General features: G+C 60.5%; 16 protein-coding genes and 1 pseudogene. 6 read left to right on the top strand and 11 right to left on the bottom strand.

Annotated elements, in window-relative coordinates:
• Positions 1–12 precede the first annotated feature (12 nt).
• A complete protein-coding gene (locus GRAN_RS09210) occupies positions 13–3738 on the top strand; it encodes an alpha-amylase family protein (RefSeq protein ID WP_128912595.1) in 3726 nt (1241 codons plus the stop codon).
• Here the strand turns inward: GRAN_RS09210 and GRAN_RS09205 are convergent.
• From GRAN_RS09205 to GRAN_RS09160, 10 genes and pseudogenes are all read right to left on the bottom strand, one after another.
• A complete protein-coding gene (locus GRAN_RS09205; RefSeq protein WP_206662727.1) occupies positions 3735–4256 on the bottom strand; it encodes a chemotaxis protein CheX in 522 nt (173 codons plus the stop codon). The genes GRAN_RS09210 and GRAN_RS09205 overlap by 4 nt on opposite strands.
• 46 nt (positions 4257–4302) lie before the next feature.
• The gene (locus tag GRAN_RS09200; RefSeq protein ID WP_128912594.1) at positions 4303–4680 is read right to left on the bottom strand and encodes a response regulator; all 378 of its coding nucleotides are present in this window, start codon (positions 4678–4680) and stop codon (positions 4303–4305) included.
• A gap of 42 nt (positions 4681–4722) precedes the next feature.
• A complete protein-coding gene (locus GRAN_RS09195; protein ID WP_128912593.1) occupies positions 4723–5787 on the bottom strand; it encodes a protein-glutamate methylesterase/protein-glutamine glutaminase in 1065 nt (354 codons plus the stop codon).
• Entirely contained in the window at positions 5775–6251 is a 477-nt protein-coding gene (locus tag GRAN_RS09190) for a chemotaxis protein CheX (protein ID WP_128912592.1), read from the bottom strand. The genes GRAN_RS09195 and GRAN_RS09190 overlap by 13 nt, the downstream gene beginning before the upstream one ends.
• A 54-nt stretch (positions 6252–6305) precedes the next feature.
• A complete protein-coding gene (locus GRAN_RS09185; RefSeq protein WP_128912591.1) occupies positions 6306–6845 on the bottom strand; it encodes a chemotaxis protein CheD in 540 nt (179 codons plus the stop codon).
• The gene (locus tag GRAN_RS09180; protein ID WP_128912590.1) at positions 6845–7708 is read right to left on the bottom strand and encodes a CheR family methyltransferase; all 864 of its coding nucleotides are present in this window, start codon (positions 7706–7708) and stop codon (positions 6845–6847) included. Before GRAN_RS09180 ends, GRAN_RS09185 begins: the two co-directional genes overlap by 1 nt.
• Positions 7708–9882: a chemotaxis protein CheA gene (locus GRAN_RS09175; RefSeq protein WP_241654424.1), complete on the bottom strand. Its 2175-nt coding sequence runs from the start codon at positions 9880–9882 to the stop codon at positions 7708–7710. Before GRAN_RS09175 ends, GRAN_RS09180 begins: the two co-directional genes overlap by 1 nt.
• Before the next feature lie 395 nt (positions 9883–10277).
• Positions 10278–11510 (bottom strand): annotated as a pseudogene (locus GRAN_RS09170) (HAMP domain-containing methyl-accepting chemotaxis protein); the annotation flags it as partial.
• 63 nt (positions 11511–11573) lie between these two features.
• Positions 11574–12095, bottom strand: coding sequence for a chemotaxis protein CheW (locus GRAN_RS09165; RefSeq protein WP_128912588.1), 522 nt, complete (start codon positions 12093–12095; stop codon positions 11574–11576).
• A gap of 106 nt (positions 12096–12201) precedes the next feature.
• The gene (locus GRAN_RS09160) at positions 12202–12894 is read right to left on the bottom strand and encodes a YceH family protein (protein WP_128912587.1); all 693 of its coding nucleotides are present in this window, start codon (positions 12892–12894) and stop codon (positions 12202–12204) included.
• A 177-nt stretch (positions 12895–13071) separates the two neighbouring features.
• Between GRAN_RS09160 and GRAN_RS09155 the strand changes: the two genes are divergently transcribed.
• The 4 genes from GRAN_RS09155 (at position 13072) to GRAN_RS09140 (ending at position 15329) form a co-directional block, all read left to right on the top strand.
• Positions 13072–13671, top strand: a complete 600-nt coding sequence (locus GRAN_RS09155) for a peptidoglycan L,D-endopeptidase MepK (RefSeq protein WP_128912586.1) — start codon at positions 13072–13074, stop codon at positions 13669–13671.
• Positions 13672–14039: 368 nt separating this feature from the next.
• Positions 14040–14624 (top strand): hypothetical protein, encoded by a 585-nt coding sequence (locus GRAN_RS09150; protein ID WP_128912585.1) that lies wholly within the window; start codon positions 14040–14042, stop codon positions 14622–14624.
• Between the two features lie 28 nt (positions 14625–14652).
• Positions 14653–14919 carry a type II toxin-antitoxin system Phd/YefM family antitoxin gene (locus tag GRAN_RS09145; protein ID WP_128912584.1) on the top strand — a complete coding sequence of 89 codons (267 nt, stop codon included), beginning with the start codon at positions 14653–14655 and terminating at the stop codon, positions 14917–14919.
• A complete protein-coding gene (locus GRAN_RS09140) occupies positions 14901–15329 on the top strand; it encodes a PIN domain-containing protein (RefSeq protein WP_128912583.1) in 429 nt (142 codons plus the stop codon). The genes GRAN_RS09145 and GRAN_RS09140 overlap by 19 nt, the downstream gene beginning before the upstream one ends.
• Before the next feature lie 244 nt (positions 15330–15573).
• On the opposite strand, the gene GRAN_RS09135 is transcribed toward GRAN_RS09140, so the two are convergent.
• Positions 15574–17712, bottom strand: coding sequence for a radical SAM protein (locus GRAN_RS09135; RefSeq protein WP_128912582.1), 2139 nt, complete (start codon positions 17710–17712; stop codon positions 15574–15576).
• 342 nt (positions 17713–18054) lie between these two features.
• Here GRAN_RS09135 and GRAN_RS09130 point away from each other — a divergent pair, with 342 nt between their 5' ends.
• Complete coding sequence (locus GRAN_RS09130; protein WP_161570906.1) at positions 18055–19014, top strand: DUF1175 family protein; 960 nt, start codon at positions 18055–18057, stop codon at positions 19012–19014.
• The last annotated feature ends 24 nt before the right edge of the window (positions 19015–19038 follow it).

Here is a 19038-nt window from a genome sequence, read left to right as displayed (position 1 = left end):
AGGCAAACTGGCATGGAATTTCATATTTCTCGTGCGGCTCGAGACCGCTATCAGGTGGATGAAACGCTGTTCGACTATGTCGGGAATGTCGTTTTCGGCGACGTGGTGGCGGCTCGCAAGCTCGCGGCCAGGATGACGGAGGTGCGGCAGGGCGTCGCTCGTAAGTCAGACGTAGTGAATGCGGGTGCGCTGTTCGCGATGGGGCTGATCGACGAGCTGAGCCATGCGCTGGTGGCGAAGTACCGGAAGACGATCGATCCGCAGGTTCTACCGGCGGCATTGCAGTGGTTTGTGGCGAATGCTTCGAAGGCGGATGTCGATCGGCTGATGGGGACGTTCATCGAGCAGTTTCCGAACGTCTCGATCTATCGCGGGGAGGAGACGATCGCGGAGTGGCTTGCGAAGACGGTCGATGGCTTGCCGAATCGTGAGGCTGCGATGGAGGAGCTTTTGCTGCTTTGGCTGGCGAATATCAACCCGGCTTATAAGCCGTTTCGGGAGTTGTTCGACGATCAGAAGCTGGTGGAGGGGACGGTCTATAAACGGGTGACGGCGAAGCTGGGGGACTACTTCGCGACGCGGCCCCCGTTCAGCGCGAAGGATGGGACTCTGCTTGATGTTCTGAAGGCGCCTATGCTGGCTTCGCCGGACTCGCTCAGTGGGCAGCTCGACTACATTCGGGAACACTGGGTGGAGTACATCGGGGAGGAGCTGCGGAGCGTTCTGCTGGCGATCGACGTATTGCGCGAAGAGGATATCGCGATCTGGATGCGGTTCCATCCGGCGGATGGGATGGGGCATGCGGACTGGCGGCAGGATGGGGCTGTCGACTATGGGATGCAGGGTTTCAGTGGGGACGAGTACCTGGGGTTCACTGAACTGCAGGAAGAGGAAGCAAGACGAAAGGCACTGGAGAAGGCTGACCAACTTAACGAGTACGAGGCGTTCAGCCAGGATCAGGCGTGGATGCCGACGGTGGTACTGATCGCGAAGAGCACTTACGTATGGCTGGAGCAGCTTTCGAAGAAGTACCAGAGGCATATTCATCGGCTCGACCAGATTCCGCAGGAAGAGATGCATGTGCTGGCCGGGCGGGGGTTGAATGGGCTTTGGCTGATCGGGTTGTGGGAGCGGAGCGTGGCTTCGCAGACGATTAAGAGGATGCGCGGGCAGGCGGATGCGGTCGCGTCGGCTTACTCGTTGAGGGATTACCGGATTGCCGAGGATCTGGGTGGGCAGGCGGCGTACGAGGTGCTGCGGGAACGGGCGGCGCGGGCGGGTATTCGGCTGGCGAGCGACATGGTGCCGAACCACATGGGCATCGATTCGACGTGGGTGCTGGAGCATCCGGACTGGTTTATCTCGAGGCCGGAGAGCCCGTTTCCGGTGTACCGGTTTGAGGGGCCAGATCTTTCGATCGACCCGAACGTCGAGATCAAGATCGAGGATCACTACTTCGACCAGACCGATGCGGCGGTGGTGTTTCGGCTGCGGAATCGTGGCTCCGGGAAGACGGATTTTGTATTTCACGGCAACGACGGGACGACGTTCGCGTGGAATGATACGGCCCAGCTCGACTACTCGAAGGCGCATGTCCGGGAGCAGGTAATTCAGACGATTCTCGAAGTGGCGAAGCTGTTTCCGATTATCCGGTTCGATGCGGCGATGGTGCTGGCGAAGAAGCATGTGCAGAGGCTCTGGTTCCCGCTGCCAGGTGAGGGTCGATCGATTCCTTCGCGGGCGGAGAATGCGATGTCGCAGGAAGAGTTCGATGCGCTGATGCCGCATGAGTTCTGGCGCGAGGTGGTGGACCGGGTGGCGGTCGAGGTTCCGGGAACGCTTCTGCTGGCGGAGGCTTTCTGGCTCCTGGAGGGATACTTCGTTCGGACGTTGGGGATGCATCGGGTTTACAACAGCGCATTCATGAACATGCTGCGGGATGAAGAGAATGCGAAGTACCGTTCGTACCTGAAGAAGACGATCGAGTTTGATCCGGACATTCTGAAGCGGTATGTCAACTTCATGAGCAATCCCGATGAGCGGACGGCGATCGACCAGTTTGGGACGGGGGATAAATACTTCGGGTGCTGCACGCTGATGGCAACACTGCCGGGGCTGCCGATGTTCGGGCATGGGCAGATCGAGGCGTTCACCGAGCGGTATGGCATGGAGTACAAGAAGGCGCGCTTCGACGAGTATCCGAACGACGACCTGATCGCGCGTCACCAGCGGGAGATCATGCCTCTGCTGAAAGATCGCAGCCTCTTCGCGGAGAGCAGCTACTTCCGCATGTACGACTTCAATGCGCCGGAAGGGCACGTCGATGAGAACGTCTTCGCGTTCTCAAATAGGGAGCATGACCGCAAGGCTGTGATCCTCTTCAACAACCGCTACGAGAGCACGCGGGGCACGATCCACTGGTCGGTGGAACAGGTGGATAAAGGCGCCGGCGTGATGCGAGGGCAGACGCTTGGGGATGCGATTCAGCTTCCGTGGGATGACGGGGCGATGGTCGCGTACAAGGATTCGGCGACCGGGCTCGAGTATCTGCGATGGTCGCACGAACTGAGGTCGAATGGCATCACGGTCGATCTACGCGGGTATCAGTACGTTGTGCTTCTGAACTGGAAGGAACGGCGGGCGAGCGATGCCTATCCGTGGGATCGACTCTGCAATGCGCTGAACGGCGCAGGAGTTGCGAACCTCGATGAGGCGCTTTCAAAGCTCCGGCTCATGCCGGTACACGATGCTCTGCGCCATTTGCTGGAGCCGGGAACGATCCAGATGCTGATCGCCGCAAGCAGCGACGAGGCGCAGGCGAAGATCTCCGAAACAGCCGGTGTCGCAAGTGCGGCCTCGCTAAAGACGGAGGAGATCGAGGAAGAGGCGCTGGGTGAGGAAACAGCCTCTGAGCCGGTGCGGAAAGCTGTCGTCTTGAGTCCGGTCAGCGGTTTGGTCGCGAAGGCCAAGGCCTTCTATACCGCGACGGGCCAGATCGATGAGCTTCCAGAAGGCTTTACAGGAGATGGGTTGACGGCTGCGCTCGAAGCGACGGCGCGGATCCCAGGTATCGCGATCGCGGAGAGCGAGATAGGGCATGTGCTGCCGATTGGCCGCGGAGCACGGCGGAGCGTAGCTCTGTGGGCTCCTGTGCTTGCGTGGAGCCTCGTGAAGGAGCTTGTGCCGGAGGGTGTCACTGGAGCTTCGCGTCTCGAGACCTTCGATCGGCTGCAGCTTCGCGCGGCGCTCGCGGAGAACTTCGTTTCGCTTGGCTTCGAGCATGAGAGTTCATGGCGGGCAGCAGCACGGGTGCGGACACTCCTGGCCTATGGGGCTCCAGTAGAAGAGGAGGCGGCGGACTTCCTTGGGTTGCCCGAGAGCTTCTGGAGCGAGCCGGATGTGCGCTGGCTCGCGGGAGTCAACGAGGCGAATGGAAAGGCGTGGTTTAACAAGGAGTTGCTCGAAGATCTGCTGTGGTGGATGACGCTTCCGACGCTTGTAGCGGAGCCTCCAATCGATTCGGTGGGGATCCATGGGCTCCACCAGAAGCTTGGCGAGGCACGGGCTGCAGCCATGAGAGCGGGGTTCGAGGTCGACCGGTTTGTGCCCAAGCCAAAACCTGAGGTTCCAGTAAATACTACGAAGGCTGAACCTCTCGTTATCGATCCTGAAGAGACGGACGTCGAGATGGAGGACGCTTCCGAGCTCGAGGACCCGGTCGGGAATCTGCGGGACTAGGCAGCATCGCGCTCTTCGCACTGAAGGGTGAGCTGGAAGCCGTGCTCTTCGAAGCGAAAGACGCGCTCGATCTTCGCGGACGGCTTGCTCATGTGAACGCGGTAGCGGCTGCCGGAGACCACAGTCGGTGGCGAGAGGGCGCAGAGCGAGGAGAGGCTGGGGACGCGGTTCTTCCAGCCTCCCGCGATCATGTTGCACAGTTCGCCAACCGCGTCCGAGATGGAATCGTCCGCCTCATCGATGGGAACCCCGCCAAGCATCGCCGAGGCTATCTCGCGGGCTGCTCCAATCGACATACGCACCTCACAGGATCCGCGCATGGCTCCCGAGAAACCGACGATCGCGGTGCGTTCCTGGAGATCGGATAGGGCCGGCGCGGAGGCGGGGGCAGCTTCGGCGGTGAAGCCGAGCATCATCCCGAAGACCTCCGAGACGGTCTCATCGATCAGGGTCAGATTGTGGTCGGACAGAAAGTCTTCCATCGCGTAAGACCCCGGCGCAGACACAGATTCGAACATCGTGGCTTCTACTCCCTGATACCGCATCACTACGACGGATCCGAGGTCAGGCGACGAGCAGGGGCTTGACGTTGTTTTCGATGTGTTCCACCGTAAATGGCTTGCGGATGTAGCCACGAGCGCCAGCGAGAATCGCCTGGCGGACCTGCGGTTCGCTCCCCTCGGTGGTGACCATGACGATTGGTACGCCGGGTGCAAGCTTCTCCTCCTTGATCTTCTGGAGGAGTTCGAGGCCGCTCATGACCGGCATATTGATATCGCACATGATGAGGTTGACAACGTTTTCGCGGAGAAGCCCAAGCGCTTCCTGGCCGTCGCCCGCTTCAAGAATGTTGTCGAACTCGACGCCTGCCATCTTGAGGGTGCGCAGGACGACCTTGCGCATCATCACCGAATCGTCCACTACAAGAACCGTTCCGGACATCGCTTCTTCTCCTGCACTGCGACTTCCTTGAATTTTGGGACTTCAGACTGCCCGGGCGACGGGGGATAGTCTCTGGACGCTATCGAGGACGACGCGCGGAATGCTGGTCAGCGATGCGGACACGCTCACCGCGCCAAGACGTACAGCTTCGCGCGGCATCCCATAAACAACACAGCTCGCCTCGTCCTGCGCGATGGTCTGCGCGCCCGCGCGCCGCATGGCGAGCATGCCTTTGGCGCCGTCGGAGCCCATGCCGGTCAAGAGAAGGCCGACGGCCTGGGGTCCGGCGACCTGGGCAACCGAGGCGAACATGACGTCGACGGATGGCCTCTGGTAGCAGACGGGTGGACCTTGCTGTAGATCCACGATGTAGCCGGGGCCCGCGGAGCGAAGGAGAAGATGGTAGTCGCCGGGCGCGATGAGCACGAGGCCGGCGTGAAGCTCGTCCCCCTGCCTGGCCTCGCGGACCTCCATCGCGCAGAGCTTGTTGAGCCGGTTCGCGAACGCCAGCGAAAAACCTGCGGGGATGTGCTGCGTAACGACCATACCTGGCATATCGGCTGGAAGACGCAGAAGAATATCCTGAATCGCAACTGTTCCTCCGGTGGACGCTCCGATGGCGATGACGCTGCCGGGATGCGTCCTGGTGCGGCTTGCCAGGAGTGGAATGGCTTCGATGGATTGAGCGTGGGAGAGAAGCGTGGCATTGGCCGCGGCACGGATCTTGGCTCCGAGGGTCTGGCGCAGATCGCCGACAGAGTAGGGCCCTGCGGGCTTCGCGAGAACATCGACCGCACCGTAGCGGAGAGCCTCGAAGGTCGCGGAGTAAGACGCCTGGCCAAGCGAGCTGATGATGATGGTGGGGATGGGATGGTGCCGCATCATGCGCTTGAGGAAGGTAAGGCCATCCATGCGGGGCATCTCGATATCCAGAGTGAGCACGTCGGGACGGAGTGCGAGTATCTTCTCACGGGCAACGTAGGGATCGGGCGCAGTGCCGATCACCTCAAGGTCAGGCTCGGCGGAGATTGCGTCGCTGAGGATCTTGCGTACGATCGCCGAGTCGTCAACGATCAGCACCCTGATCTTGCGACCTATCGTGGACATGGCTCGCCCTCGACGACGAACCAGGTCGTGATGGTGCCGCTATCCGTATCGAACCTCGAGATCAGAACGTCTTCCTCGTCGAAGTCGGGCAGCGTGCCGATGGGTTCCGGTGGAGTGAGAACATAGCCATGCTCGCCATCGACCTGGCTGACGACAGATCCACAGAGCATGTTGGCGAGTTCGCAGACTATCTCGTCGACATCACCTGCGGCGAGCTGCTGGACCTCCTTGGCAAGAAAGTTAGCGGTGAGTGTACGCGCGGTGCCCATACCGAGATGCATGCCGAAGCGTCCCGAGACAACCCCCTTGAAACGAAGGCCGAAGCCGTAGTCCTCGCGAGGTGGGGGGACACCGGCCTGATGCGCGTCAAGGGTCGAGGTATTGAGCAAGCTGGTGAAGCACATGGAATGCAGTACATCGGAACAGCAGACAGGCATCAGGCCAGCGAGATCAGAAGCTTTCATGGGCGTACCTCGGTTCCAACCAATTCATCTCTACGGTGAGTCCTATCGGCGTGGTCATTCCCAATCGGGATGTTGAAGGGCATGGCTAAACCCCTTTCTCCGGGAGGAAGCGGACATCTCACACTCGGGCTCGCCGGAGACGCGAAGCTGCACGCGCCCGGAGCCTACGTCGATTCGCACGGTGCGCGATGCTTTGCCGCCGATCTCTTCCTTCTGGACCTGGACGCCGGCTCGATGGAAGATCCTGCGCATCGCCTGGTGATTGCGCTGGCCGATGTGAAAGGTGTCGTTGACATCGAGCATGTGCGCTCCACCGACCGCCATAACGACCATGCGCGACTTGATGGCGCCGAGATCATAGGCGTTCTGAAAGAGCAGCGGAATGCCCGTGTCGGCGTAGAGAAAGGGGTTTCTCGCGGCCCTATCCAGGTCAAGCGATGACTCGGGAAGCATGTAGTGCAGAAGACCAGCCACGCGCGCGACGGGATCATGAATGAGGATCGCGATGCAGGAGCCGAGGGCATGCGTGACGAGCACATCCGCAGGGTCGCTGCTGAGCTTGCAATCGCCGATACCAATGATGAGCGACGCCATCAGGAGCGCCCGTTCTGCCGGACAGGCTTGCGGTAGGTGGCGGGCGAGACGTAATCGAGGCCGTGGGAGATAGCGTTGAGGCTCTCGGAGTGGCCGATGAACAGATAGCCCCCGTCTTCGAGGCGCGCCGAAAGACGCGCTACGAGACTCTGCTGGGTCGGCTTGTCGAAATAGATCATGATGTTGCGACAGAAGATCACAGAGCAACGATAGCTTCCGGGGATCGACTCCATCAGGTTGAAGTGCTCAAAGGTAATCATCGAGCGGACTTCGTTCCTGAAACGAAACCGGTCGGCGGAGGCATTGTGTCCCTTGAGTAAGTAACGTTGCAGCACGGGCATGGGGATTCCCTGAAAGCGCTCGGAGGGATAGATACCGCGGCGAGCTGTTTCGAGGACACGGGTGGAGATGTCGGTCGCTTTGATGCAGACGCTGGCGGCGGCTTCGGCACCACCTTCTTCAAGGAGACTCATGGCGATCGAATAGGGCTCCTCGCCACTGGAGCAGGCAGCGCTCCAGATGTGGATCTCGGGGCGTGTCCGAAGGGTCGGATAGATGGTCTTGCGAAGAAAGTCGAAGTGGCGCGGCTCTCGGAAGAAGCTGGTGTGGTTGCTGGTAAGGAAGTCGATCATGGTCGCCATCGCCGCTCCGGAGCGATCGGCGGTGACGTGGTCGTAGTACTCCTGGAAGGTGCGGAGGCCGAGTTCGCGAAGTTTCTTGCTCAGGCGCGCGGCAACGAGGCTCTGCTTGCCGTTGTGGAGGTCGATACCGCAATGCTCATAGGCGAGGCGGCGGATCTTCTCGAATTCGGCGGGGTGCAGGACAGGGGCTGCGTCCAGCGAGAGGAGTGTCGAGGAAGGCATCAGGGCTTCCCCTTGTAAATACCGTCGACGTCGAGGATGAGACCCACACGGCCATCGCCGAGGATGGCACAGCCCGCCACACCGACGACATGCTTGAAGCTTGGGCCGAGGCTCTTGATGACGACCTCCTGCTTGCCAATGAGTTCGTCGATGAAGATGCAGAACTGCTTGCCTTCGGTCTCGGCGACGACCAGCATTCCATCGGTGAGGTTCGTGCTGCGAGGGTCGAGGCCGAAGCGGCGATGCAGGCGGATAACAGGCATCAGACTGCCTCGTACCATCGCCATCTCGCCCGAGCCCTGCACGGTTGAGAGCATTTCCGTTCTGGGACGGAACATCTCCCGGACTGAGTAAATCGGCACGACGTAACGATGGTTGCCGACGACGACGACGAGACCTTCGATGATGGCGAGGGTGAGCGGGAGTTTGATGTAGAAGGTGGTTCCCTCGCCCGCCTTCGAATGGATATCGATGCGCCCGCGCAGTTTCTGGACATGCTTGCGGACGACGTCCATGCCGACTCCGCGGCCGGAGATGTCGGTGACCTTTTCTGCCGTCGAGAAGCCTGCTTCAAAGATAAGGAGGAAGATCTCGCTGTCGGTGAGCTGATGGCCGGGCTGGATGAGACCGTTCTGCTGGGCTTTCGCGAGGATCTTCTCGCGATTGAGGCCGCGGCCGTCGTCCGAGATAGCAACGACAATCTGACCGGATTGATGATAGGCGGCGATGCGGATCGTCGCTGTGGGATCCTTGCCAAGTGCGGCGCGCTCCTCGGGGGGCTCGATACCGTGATCGATCGAGTTGCGCACCATATGAAGGAGAGGGTCGGAGAGCTCCTCGGCGATGCTCTTGTCGAGTTCAGTGTCCTCTCCGGCGGTCTCAAGGACGATCTGCTTTCCGGCGCGGCGGGAGAGATCGCGGATGAGCCGCGCGGTCTTTTGGAACTGCATACCGATGGGAACCATGCGCATACCGGTGGTGATGCGCTGGACGTCCGAGGTAATGCGGGCGAGTTGGGTGAGGTCGCGAAGGAAGCGCGTGTCCTGGACGGAGGTCAGGGCAGGACTGTGACCGATGAGAGTCTGGGCGATGACCATCTCGCCGACCATATCCATGAGCTGGTCGAGCTTGGCGGTATCGATTCGGACGGTGGAGTCGCCTCCGCGGAAGGCCTCCGTGGGAACGCTGGAGGCTGGACTGACTTCGACGGGGTGCCCCTTACGCTGGACTGGGATGGGAAGCGCGGCAGTTGCAGGCTGGTTTTGCGGCACGGATGGAGGCGCCGCGGGACTGGGTTCGCTTGGGGAAGGGGGAGAGACGGCTGCGGATTGCGCGGCAGCAACTCTGCGGATTCGCCCCAGAAGATCTTCGGTTACGCCGGAGGGAGGAAAAGCCTTGCCGGCGAGCCTCTTGCTAATGCCATCGAGCTCCCTTCGGACGACGTCGGTGCTTTCGAGTACGGCGTCGACTACGGATGGCGTAACCGCGAGTTGTCCGTTGCGGGCGAGGTCGAGGACCGTCTCCACCTCGTGGGCGAGCGATTGGATGGCTGTGAATTCGAGGAAGCCGGCAAGTCCCTTGATGGTATGGAAGCCACGGAAGACAGCGTTCAGTGTCTCGCTCTCGGCGCTGTCCTTCTCGAGCAGGAGCATCTGGCTCTCAATCGTGACGAGATGCTCGGTGGACTCTGTAATGAACTCGAGGATGAGGTCTTCGTCGGCGGCGAGAGAGTTGGTCTCGGGGGGTAAGACAGTTGATGATGCGGGGACGGGTGCGACCGGTGCGGGCACGATGGCGTCCCGATGATCGATGAGCCTGCGAAGCTCGACGAGTCCAGAGCTAAGAAGGCCGGTCCTCTCCGGAACAGAGAGGGTCGCGGGAGGCGCGATGCGATCGGCGAGGCTGCGAGCGAGACTTGCGGCTTGCTGGCATCCGTTAGTGGCTGCAGCGTCGCCGAAGCGGCGAAAGTCGGCAGGATCGAGCGACTGAACGCCATCGATGATTAGCCTAGTGGATATCTCGTCGATCTGATCATTGAGCGAAGCGCCCGCGATTGATGCCGTCTCAGCACCCGGCACGGCCTGAACAATGGATCCCTCTGCTTGTTGCCGGATGGGTGGCTCCTTCGCATCCTCTGCATCCTCGCGATTTGCCTGACGACCTGCCTTACGCACTAGAACTCCTTGAAGTCGCCGTCATCGAGCGGAAAATCGCTGAAGTCCTTCCCGCCGAGCGTGGCATGGGCGGGGATCACGCGGCTGGAGACAGAAAAGGGGACGGATGACTTGAAGGTGGTTCTTACGCCCCGAGGGGGCGTTCGTAGCGTTGGGGTGATTCGTGCGCCGGCGGCTCGCACGACCGCGTGCTCCGGCGCAATGCGGGCTGACGAGCGCGAAGCCCCATCGACCAGAGCGTTGAGCCGTTCGACGACCTCCTGCATTGTCCTGGCTTGAGTGCTCAGACGCTGAGCCGCGCCGGCTCCCTGCTCCGCATTGGCGGCGGCGTCCTGGGTTACCTGTTCCATCTGCGAGATTGACCGGCTGATCTGGTCGATGCCGCGGGCCTGCTCGATGCTGCCCAGGTTGATCTCGTCAACGAGAATCTTCATCTTCGCGGACTCTGAGGTGATGACGCGGATGGCGATCGCGACCTCGTCGACCTTGATCTTGCCGCCATGCGAGCGCTGGATGGACTCATCGATCAAATTCGCGGTATCCTGCGCAGCCTGAGCGCAGCGCTGAGCAAGGTTGCGCACTTCGTCGGCAACAACAGCGAAACCCATTCCGGCCTCACCAGCACGCGCGGCTTCGACGGCGGCATTGAGCGCGAGGATATTGGTCTGGAAGGCGATCTCGTCGATGACCTTGATGATCTTCGAGATTTTCTGGCTGGAGCTCGTGATGCCATCCATCGCCTCAACCATCTGGTGCAGGGAGTGATTAGTCTCCTCGAAGCGGACCTGGGACTGGGTGACGATCTCGGCAGTAGTGCGGGAGTTTTCCGTGTTGCGCTGAGCCATGGAATTGATCTGCGTACTTGCGGAGGAGGTCTCCTCGATCGTGGCGGCCTGGTGAGACGATCCCTGCGCCATCTTCTCGCTGGAGGACGCGACCTGCGAGGCGGCCCCAGAGATCTGACCCGCAACCTCGCCGAGTTCCGCGACTGCAGAGCGTAACGTGCGATTGGTTCCGTTGACTATGTAGGCGGCTACCAAAGCACCAGCGAGTGTGGAGAAGATGAAGATGACCAGAGTCAGCCAGAAGGAGCGACGGACGGTGGTGGTGACCGAGGCACTGACCTCACTCTGCTGGGCAAGCTTGCGATGATCGAGGTTGGGGAGAACCTCATTGAGTTCGCTGATGATCGGCGTGGTGTCTTTGAGATAGACAGCGGCGGCTTCGGACTTCTTTCCAGCGCGACTGAGGGGAAGCACCGTCTGCCACTCGGCGAGGAAACGGTCGGTGAGAGCCTGGACGTTGGCGAGGGCGGCACGGTCTTCCTCGGTGCGGGCCGTGGCGGAGAAGGCCTGCATGTCGTCGCGCATGGCGCGGAAAAGTTCGTCGTCGGAACGTTCGATGCTGGCCATCTCCGCTGGATCGATGGTGATGATGTGTCGGGTGAAGTTGCCGCGCAGATGATAGATGTCGCTGACCAAAGCTCGTGAAGAGACGATGCCAGGGACGGATTCGTTCGCCATGACGTCGATGCCGGTTTGCATGTGGGCAAAACCGATGAGCGCAACCACGGCCTGAAGGACCATGGCGACGATCAGGATGCCGCAGGTGACGACGATTCGTTTGCCGATGGTCATGCGTTTTCCTTCGTCTGGCTCAATACTTCTTGCCGCTCTGGACGGGTGCGGACGCTAGTGGAGAAGGGCGCTGAGACCGGCGAGTTCGCGGGTGTTGAGGACCTCGTCGAGATCAAGCAGGATCTTGACCTTGCCTTTGACCTTGGCGAGTCCCTTGAGATAAGGCATGATGACGCTCGGGCCAAAGTCCGGTGTGTCTTCGATCTCGGATGCGGAGATATTGAGGACTTCGGCGACTCCGTCGACGACCATGCCGATCACAAGTTCCTCGTCTGATTGGCGGGTGCGGACGACGATGATGCAGGTGCGCGTGGTGTAATCCTCGGGCTCGAGGCCAAACCGCAGGCGCAGATCGAGGACAGGAATGACCTTGCCGCGGAGGTTGAGGACGCCTTTGACGTAAGGAGGAGTCTGGGGGACCGTCGTGATGTCCTGTAGGCCCATGATCTCGCGGACCTTCATGACCTCTGTTCCGAAGTCTTCCTCTCCAAGATGGAAGGTCAGATACTTGCCGGAGCGATCTCGAGGCACGAGCGGCGCTTGCGGAGGCGATGCATGGGAAGCGGGCGTCTGCATGGATTCCTCTCGACGCGGAACCATCCATGAAGAAACCGGTTCCCGACGCTAGAGTCCTTATCGACCGGGAGTTCGGGAACATAAGACGCGATGATGGCGAAGGGACTTATTCTGTCGACTCGAGGGCTTCGAGGCGAGCCGAGAGAGCGGCGACCTGTTCTCGGAGTTCGAGGAGATCGCGTTCCATCTGGTCGATGCGGTTTGGCGATGGGCGCGGAGTATCGGCTTGTGGTGCAGAGACTGGAATGGAGGTCGGGTCACCGAGAAGGTGGGTGTAGCGGGACTCGCGGGCTCCGGGTTGGCGCGGAAGCTGGAGGGTGAGTGGACCTGGGTGTTTCGGTGCTGCGCCTTCGCCGGTGAGTGGGCGGTTGGCGAGGCGGTCGAGCGTGGACTGGACGGCGGCGAGGTCGTCGAACGCGTACATGCGGTCGGCTCGGGAGCGGAGTTCGCCTGGCGTTTGCGGGCCGCGAAGGAGGAGGAGACAGATAAGGGCGGTTTCGTCGCGGCGGAGATTCAGGATGGTGCGGATGCGGTGCTCGTACTTGGCCACGCGCGCGTCGCGGATGGGATTGACGAGGTCGAGGTCTTCGAGGACGTTGATGGCGTCGAAGACCTGATGCTGAGTGAGATCGAGGACTGGCTCGCGGCTGGAGCGCTGGTTGCAAGCGTTCAGGAGGGCGTTGAGCGAGAGCGGATACTGCTCGGGAGTCGTGATCTCCTTCTCGATGAGGGAACCGAGGACGCGGAGTTCGATGAGGCCAAGAGGGGCGCCGAGCGGGGATTGAGTTGAATCGGTCATGTCGCGCTCAGTCTACCGTGAAACCAAAGTGGTACACGGAATGACAAATCGATTACAGGCGGAGCAACCTGACTTCTATTGGTGGGTTAGACTGATAAAGACGAATGGCAATCGGCAAATTCGATTTGCACATGGCCATTCCGGAAAAGATCGACATTTCTCTCCCTGGGAGTACGGATGCAGACTTTGCGCGGACGGTTGCTTGCGGCGTTGGTTGCGGTTGCGGTTTTCGGAACGGCAGGATCGATGGCGCGGGCGAGTGAGGCGGAAGGCAGCGCCGGATCAGCACTTTCGAACGCAGGCGAGCAGTTCCGGCTGAGGCTGCACCATCTGCATACGGGCGAGAGCATCGATGTCGTTTACCGGATCGGAAATACCTATGTTCCGGCTGGAATCGCGAAGCTGAACTACTTCCTTCGGGATCATCGCACCAACGATGAAGGCAGCTACGACCCGAAAGAGTTCGACCTTCTGCATAACATCCTGGCGAAGCTCGGACGCCCGAATGGCGAGATCGACATCGTCTGCGGGTACAGGACTCCGCAGAGCAATAACTTTCTGCGTACGCGTTCGGCGAATACTGGCGTGGCCCAGAACAGCCAGCATGTTCAGTCCAAGGCGATCGATATTCGCATTCCCGGTGTGGCAACTACGAAGCTGCGGGACACGGCTCTGGCGCTTGGGCTGGGCGGGGTTGGTTACTATCCGATCAGCCAGTTCGTGCATGTCGATGTTGGTCCGGTTCGGCGCTGGTCTTACTTCGGCAACGGCGACTAAGTTCGTTGTTTCGTACCCCCTCCCCCTCCCCATACGCGGGGTGTAAGTTTATTTGAATGAATGATTTACGGCGCACCTTGCCTGCTAAATTACTCTTATCAAAGGACTTAAGGCTAAATATTAGTCACCAAAGGACTTACCGGCTTCGTACCCCTGCGTACGTCCGTTTGCCACGGTTTTACCCCACTGCTTCCATGATAGCGAAGTGACCGAAACTAAAAGGACATTGCTATGTTGTTCATTGTGTTTGGGTTAGGTAGTCTTGGGGCTTGACATGCGAATTTGCTGGGGAATTTGAAGATTAATTCTTTCGGGGCGGCCACAGGCGGACAGTTGGGGATGTTGGGGATCCCACATATCAGAGGGAGATGCGGGGCCACCTGGACTGGATTGCTATACTCCGCGGCATGAACGAAGCGGTTCGTCGGCTTGGCGAGGGGGCTTGGGGTTTGGCGAGAGCGCGTGCCGTGGCGCGGGAGGTCGAAGGCGTTCCGCGAGCGGTGAAGGACCTGGTTCGGGCGTTGTTCGGGGATGATGTCGACGTGAGAAAGCGTGCGGCGGACGTGGCGCGGCGGATCACTGAGGCTGAGCCTGCGCCACTGGAGCGTTATGCCGACGAGCTTGCGGGGTTGCTGGCGGAGTTGCCGGTTGAGGAGTCGCGCACGCGGTGGCATCTGGGGCTGGTTGTGCCGCGAGTCGCGACGACGAGGGAACAAAGGCTGAGAGCGGCGCGGCTGATGATGACGCTTGCGGACGACCCGAGCAATGTGGTGCGGTGCTCGGCGGTTGAGGGCATGGGCTTGCTGGCGTTGGTCGAGCCTTCGCTGCGGGATGCCGCCGAGGAGATGGTTGAGCGGTTTCTTCGTGAGGGGACGCTGGCCAATAAGAACAGGGCGCGGCACGTGGGACAGATGTTGAGGAAACGGGATCGCGGGAGTGAGGGTGCCAAATGACTATAATGGTCATTTGAGGGAAACCGCTATGGCCAGTTGGAAGGCGACACAGGCGAAGGCGCAGTTCAGCGCCATGTTGGATAGGGCCGAGACAGAGGGGCCACAGCTCGTGCAGCGGCGGAACAAGACGTTTGTCGTGTTGACTCAGGACGAGTTGGAGGCAAAGCGCGGACGGCAAGACCAGGAAGAATCCGGGCAGAGCCTTTGGGATTTTCTGCGGCTCCCTCCCGAGGATGGCGTGGATATCGAGTTTCCGCGACTGAAAAGCAAGGCGCGATGGGTGGATTTCGAGTGATGTATCTTCTCGATACCGACCTCTTGTCGCAAGCGACAAAGGATACGCCGAACGAGCGAGCGATGGCCTGGCTGGCTGGGGTCCCGAGGCAGATGACTCGCCTGAGTGTGGTCAGCCTTCAAGAGATTCAGACCGGAATCGACATTCTTGTGCAGGGCCCGAAACGCCGTGGTTTGGAGCTGTGGTTTGCCGAGAAGGTATTGGCCGGCTTCGCGGGCCGCATCTACAGCATCGATATCGAGATTGCGCGCGATTGTGGCCATCTGCTGGCAGATTCTCGAAAGGCGTCCCATACAGCACATCTTGGAGATGCTTTGATCGCCGCGACGGCTCGGGTGCATGGGCTGAGCCTGGCTACCCTGAACCGCAAGCACTTTGCACATTTCGACGTTGACCTCGCAGATTTCTGAGCTTCAGGAAACCTGGCTTTCACCGGCCAAAGCAAAGACAACGACGAGATAGAGGAGTCCTTTGCTTCCGCTCCAGGGTGACGATGTAGAACAGGCAACAGCAAAAGAAGACGCAGATTCCCTTCGGGAATGACAACCAGAAAAGCAAGGGAAACGCGAGAACGACAACGGCCACCATTGCTGGTGGCCGTTGTTGTTGTTGCGGTCTTTCGGGGTTTTGCGCGAAGCGCTCTTGCCTCGATGGCTAATCGCCGGAGACGGTTTCTTCGATGTGCTGGACTACTTCTACGTTGGACTTCGGAGCGGGTGCGGCGGGCTTGATGCCGCCGAGTCCACCGATCTCGCCGATGGCGACGAAGCCGCCGGGGAGTTCGGGTTCCTGGAGGATCTCCTTGCGGTACAGCTTGGCCATGCGGGCGTTCTCGGCGTCCTGCTTGATCTTCGCGTCGCGAGCCCGGATCTTCTCTTCGCGAGAGTTCTTCGCGATACCGGACTTCTCGAACGTGTCGTTCGCGGCAGAGTCAACGTGCGCCTGGTTGAGAACGAGATCGTACTTCGCTTCCTTCTCGAGACCGACCTTCTTGCCGCCGGCGAAGATCTCGTGACGGCCGTGCTCCTCGTACCACTTGGTGAGGGACGACGTCATGTGCATCTTCTCGATGATGTTGCGCCAGCCGACGCCGGTGTTGTAGGCGCAGAAGCTGATCTCGCCTTCCTGCGTGGCGTACGGGATGATGCACTGCTCGGTGCGGCGGAAGTCGTAGTTGAAGAGATCCTGGAACCACATGCCGGCGATGAAGAGGAAGTTCCAACGATCGGCGCGGCGCTTCTCGATATCGGCCATGGTGCGGTCGGCGGTGACCTTACCGTAGTTGCGGCCAGAGGCGCCGAAGCACTTGTCGAACTTGGTGAGGAGATCCATGATCTTGAAGTGCGTGGGAGCCTTCGTCGGATCGTAGTTGCGTAGAAGCGCGAGTCCGGCACCGAGCATAGTGAGGTACTTGCCGCGAGCCGCATCGTTGACGCGAGCGATATCCTTCGCGAGACGATCGGCGTTGAGGAACGCGGTGACCGGAACGGCTTCCTTGGTTTCCTTGTCGATCATGAGCGCCATGCCGATACCGCAGTTGGGGTGGCATCCGCAGGAGAGCTGGCCCCAGTCGTGGTTCGGTCCGTGGACGAGATCGGCCCAGTCGGAGAAGGTGGACATGAAGGAGATGGGGAACCAGTCGCGAACGGGCTCGCCGAGGCCGGTCTGATTCTTCACATCATGTGCGAGATGCGAGAGGGTGTAGCGCTGTGCGGCGCGACGCTCGTCGGAGACATCCTCGTCGCGGCCGGTGAAGCTGACGGGCTGGAAGGAGAGAAAGTTGATCTTCTTCGGGTTGTCGAGGGCGAACTCGATGATGCGGCCAACCTGCTCGTTGTTGATGCCGTTGATGATGCAGGTGACGGGAACGATGTCCACACCGGCCTCATGCAGGTTGTGGATCGCCTGCAGCTTGACGTCGAACGAGTTGCCGACCTTGCGGTGCGAGTTGGCGGCGTTGCCGATGCCATCGAACTGGAGGTAGGCGTAGCGGAGACCGGCGTCAGCGGCGGCCTTGGCGAATTCCTTCGACTTGGCGAACTCGATGCCGTTGGTCGCGGCCTGCACGGAGGTGTAACCGACCTTGCGGGCGTAGGCGACAGCGTCGAGGAAGTAGGGGCTGAGCGTGGGCTCGCCGCCCGAGAACTGCACGGACATCTGGCGCTTGGGCTTGATGGTTACGGCGTTGTCGAGCATGGTCTTGATCTCGTCCCACGTGAGTTCGTGGACGAAGCCGACCTGGTTGGCGTCCATGAAGCAGGGATCGCACATCATGTTGCAGCGGTTGGTGAGATCGATGGTGAGAACCGAGCCACGTCCGTGCGTCACGGTGGATGTGCCGTGATTGTGGAGCTTCTCGTCGTTGTGCGCCTTGATATCGCGGCCGGGGAACACTTCTTCGAGATGCTTGAAGAAGGCGGTGTCGATCGACATGACGTCTTCGAAGTGGCCGTGGATGGGGCAATCCTTGACCATGAGGATCTGGCCGTCGCGCTCGATGATCTGCGCCTTGATCTCGCCGACCTTCTCGTTCAGGAGGATCTCGTGGGGGAGCTTGCCGTCGACGATCTGCTGGCGAATTTCAGGGACGCAGCGGGGGCAGAGGGAGTCGGTGGTGCGGGGCCAGCCGAGGGGCGGCTTCTCCTTCTGATAGCTCTTGAGCAGCGGCTTGTCGCTCCACTTGGGCGTAAAGCTGGCATTGGGGCTGATGGAATTCAGCTTGTTGTAGATCGCCCATGCGCCCTTTGCTCCGTAGGTGAGGCTTTTTTCGAATAGCTTCGCTGCCTTTGCCATGTGTATTGCGTCTCCTGAATGATGTCGTGATCGACTTGGAATCGTGCCTTCTAAAGATTGGGCCGTCCGTGACCGAGCGTACCGTGATGCGTGAGTCCGGGGGAAGTGTGCAATCTGATTCGCGCCGGCTGGTGGCGGATTACAATCTCACACCACATCCTGATGCCCAGACGAGACTTACGACTCGTTTATCTTCTACCTCTGAGAGAACGATATGAAGCAGGTTCGGTCGAACGGTGAGAATCTGCATTGAATGGGGATGAGCGGGGGAGGAATGGGGGCTTCGCCTTAATGAACGAGACGCAAGGTCTTTGTGGGATAGGGTTTAGGTGGGCAGGGGTGATGGTGGCTTTGTGCGCGGGCCTGGGTGGGTGTGTGGGGTGGAGTCGGCTACAGGTGAGTGTGCCGGAGACGGTGGCGCTTGCGGCGGATGGGCGGATGCATCGGGTGGGGGTGGTGACGGCTCGGCGTGGTGGAGCGCGGGTTGAGGATGTGTGGGTGAGTGGGCGGGCGGCTTTGACGCAGGATGGCGAGACCGTGGGGGTTTGGGTGAGGTCGCCGGTTTTAGCGAGGGTGGATCAACTGGTGGTTGCCGGGCGGGTGGCGCGGGTGGAGTTTCTGGAGGATGATCGGGCGGAAGGCGGGTTTCCGGAGTGGATGGTGCTGCACGATGCGGCGGATCGGGAGGCGTTTCGGCGATGGTTTACCGAGGTTGCGGAGCGGGCGGCTGATCTTTCCCCGGACAAGCTGCCGAAAGAGATTGGGGACTGCTCCGCGTTGCTGCGGTATAGCTTTCGGGAGGCGCTGCGGGAGCATGACGACAAGTGGTATGCGGGGCTGGGGGCGGAGGAGATGCCGGGGCTGCGGTCGGTGGCGCAGTGGACGTATCCGAATACGCCTATAGGGACGGGGCTGTTTCGGACGAGGGCGGGTAGTTTTGTTGCGAGCGATTTGCGGGATGGGACGTTTGCGCAGTTTGCGGATGCGAAGACGCTGGTGGCGGCGAATGCCTTTTTTGTTAGCAGGGATATTGGGCGGGCGCGGGCGGGGGATTTGATCTTCTATCGGCTGCTGGAGGAGACGTCGCAGTACCACTCGATGATCGTGACGGGAACCCACGGGGAGTGGGTGGTGTATCACACGGGGCCGATCACGACGCCGCATGGAAAGACGCCGGGAGAGATGCGGCGGGTGCTGCTTGCGGACCTGATGAAGCATCCGGATCCGCGGTGGCGGCCGGTTGCTGCGAACGCCAACTTCCTGGGAGTGTATCGGTGGGATATTCTCGACGACGACAGGTGAGGATGGCTTTCCCGGGAGGGAAAC

Origin of the sequence: Granulicella sibirica, assembly GCF_004115155.1 — a bacterium.
Classification (GTDB): Bacteria; Acidobacteriota; Terriglobia; order Terriglobales; family Acidobacteriaceae; genus Edaphobacter; species Edaphobacter sibiricus.
The sequence above is the reverse complement of the archived record's forward strand: the minus strand, read 5'-3'. Positions and strand labels throughout refer to the sequence as shown.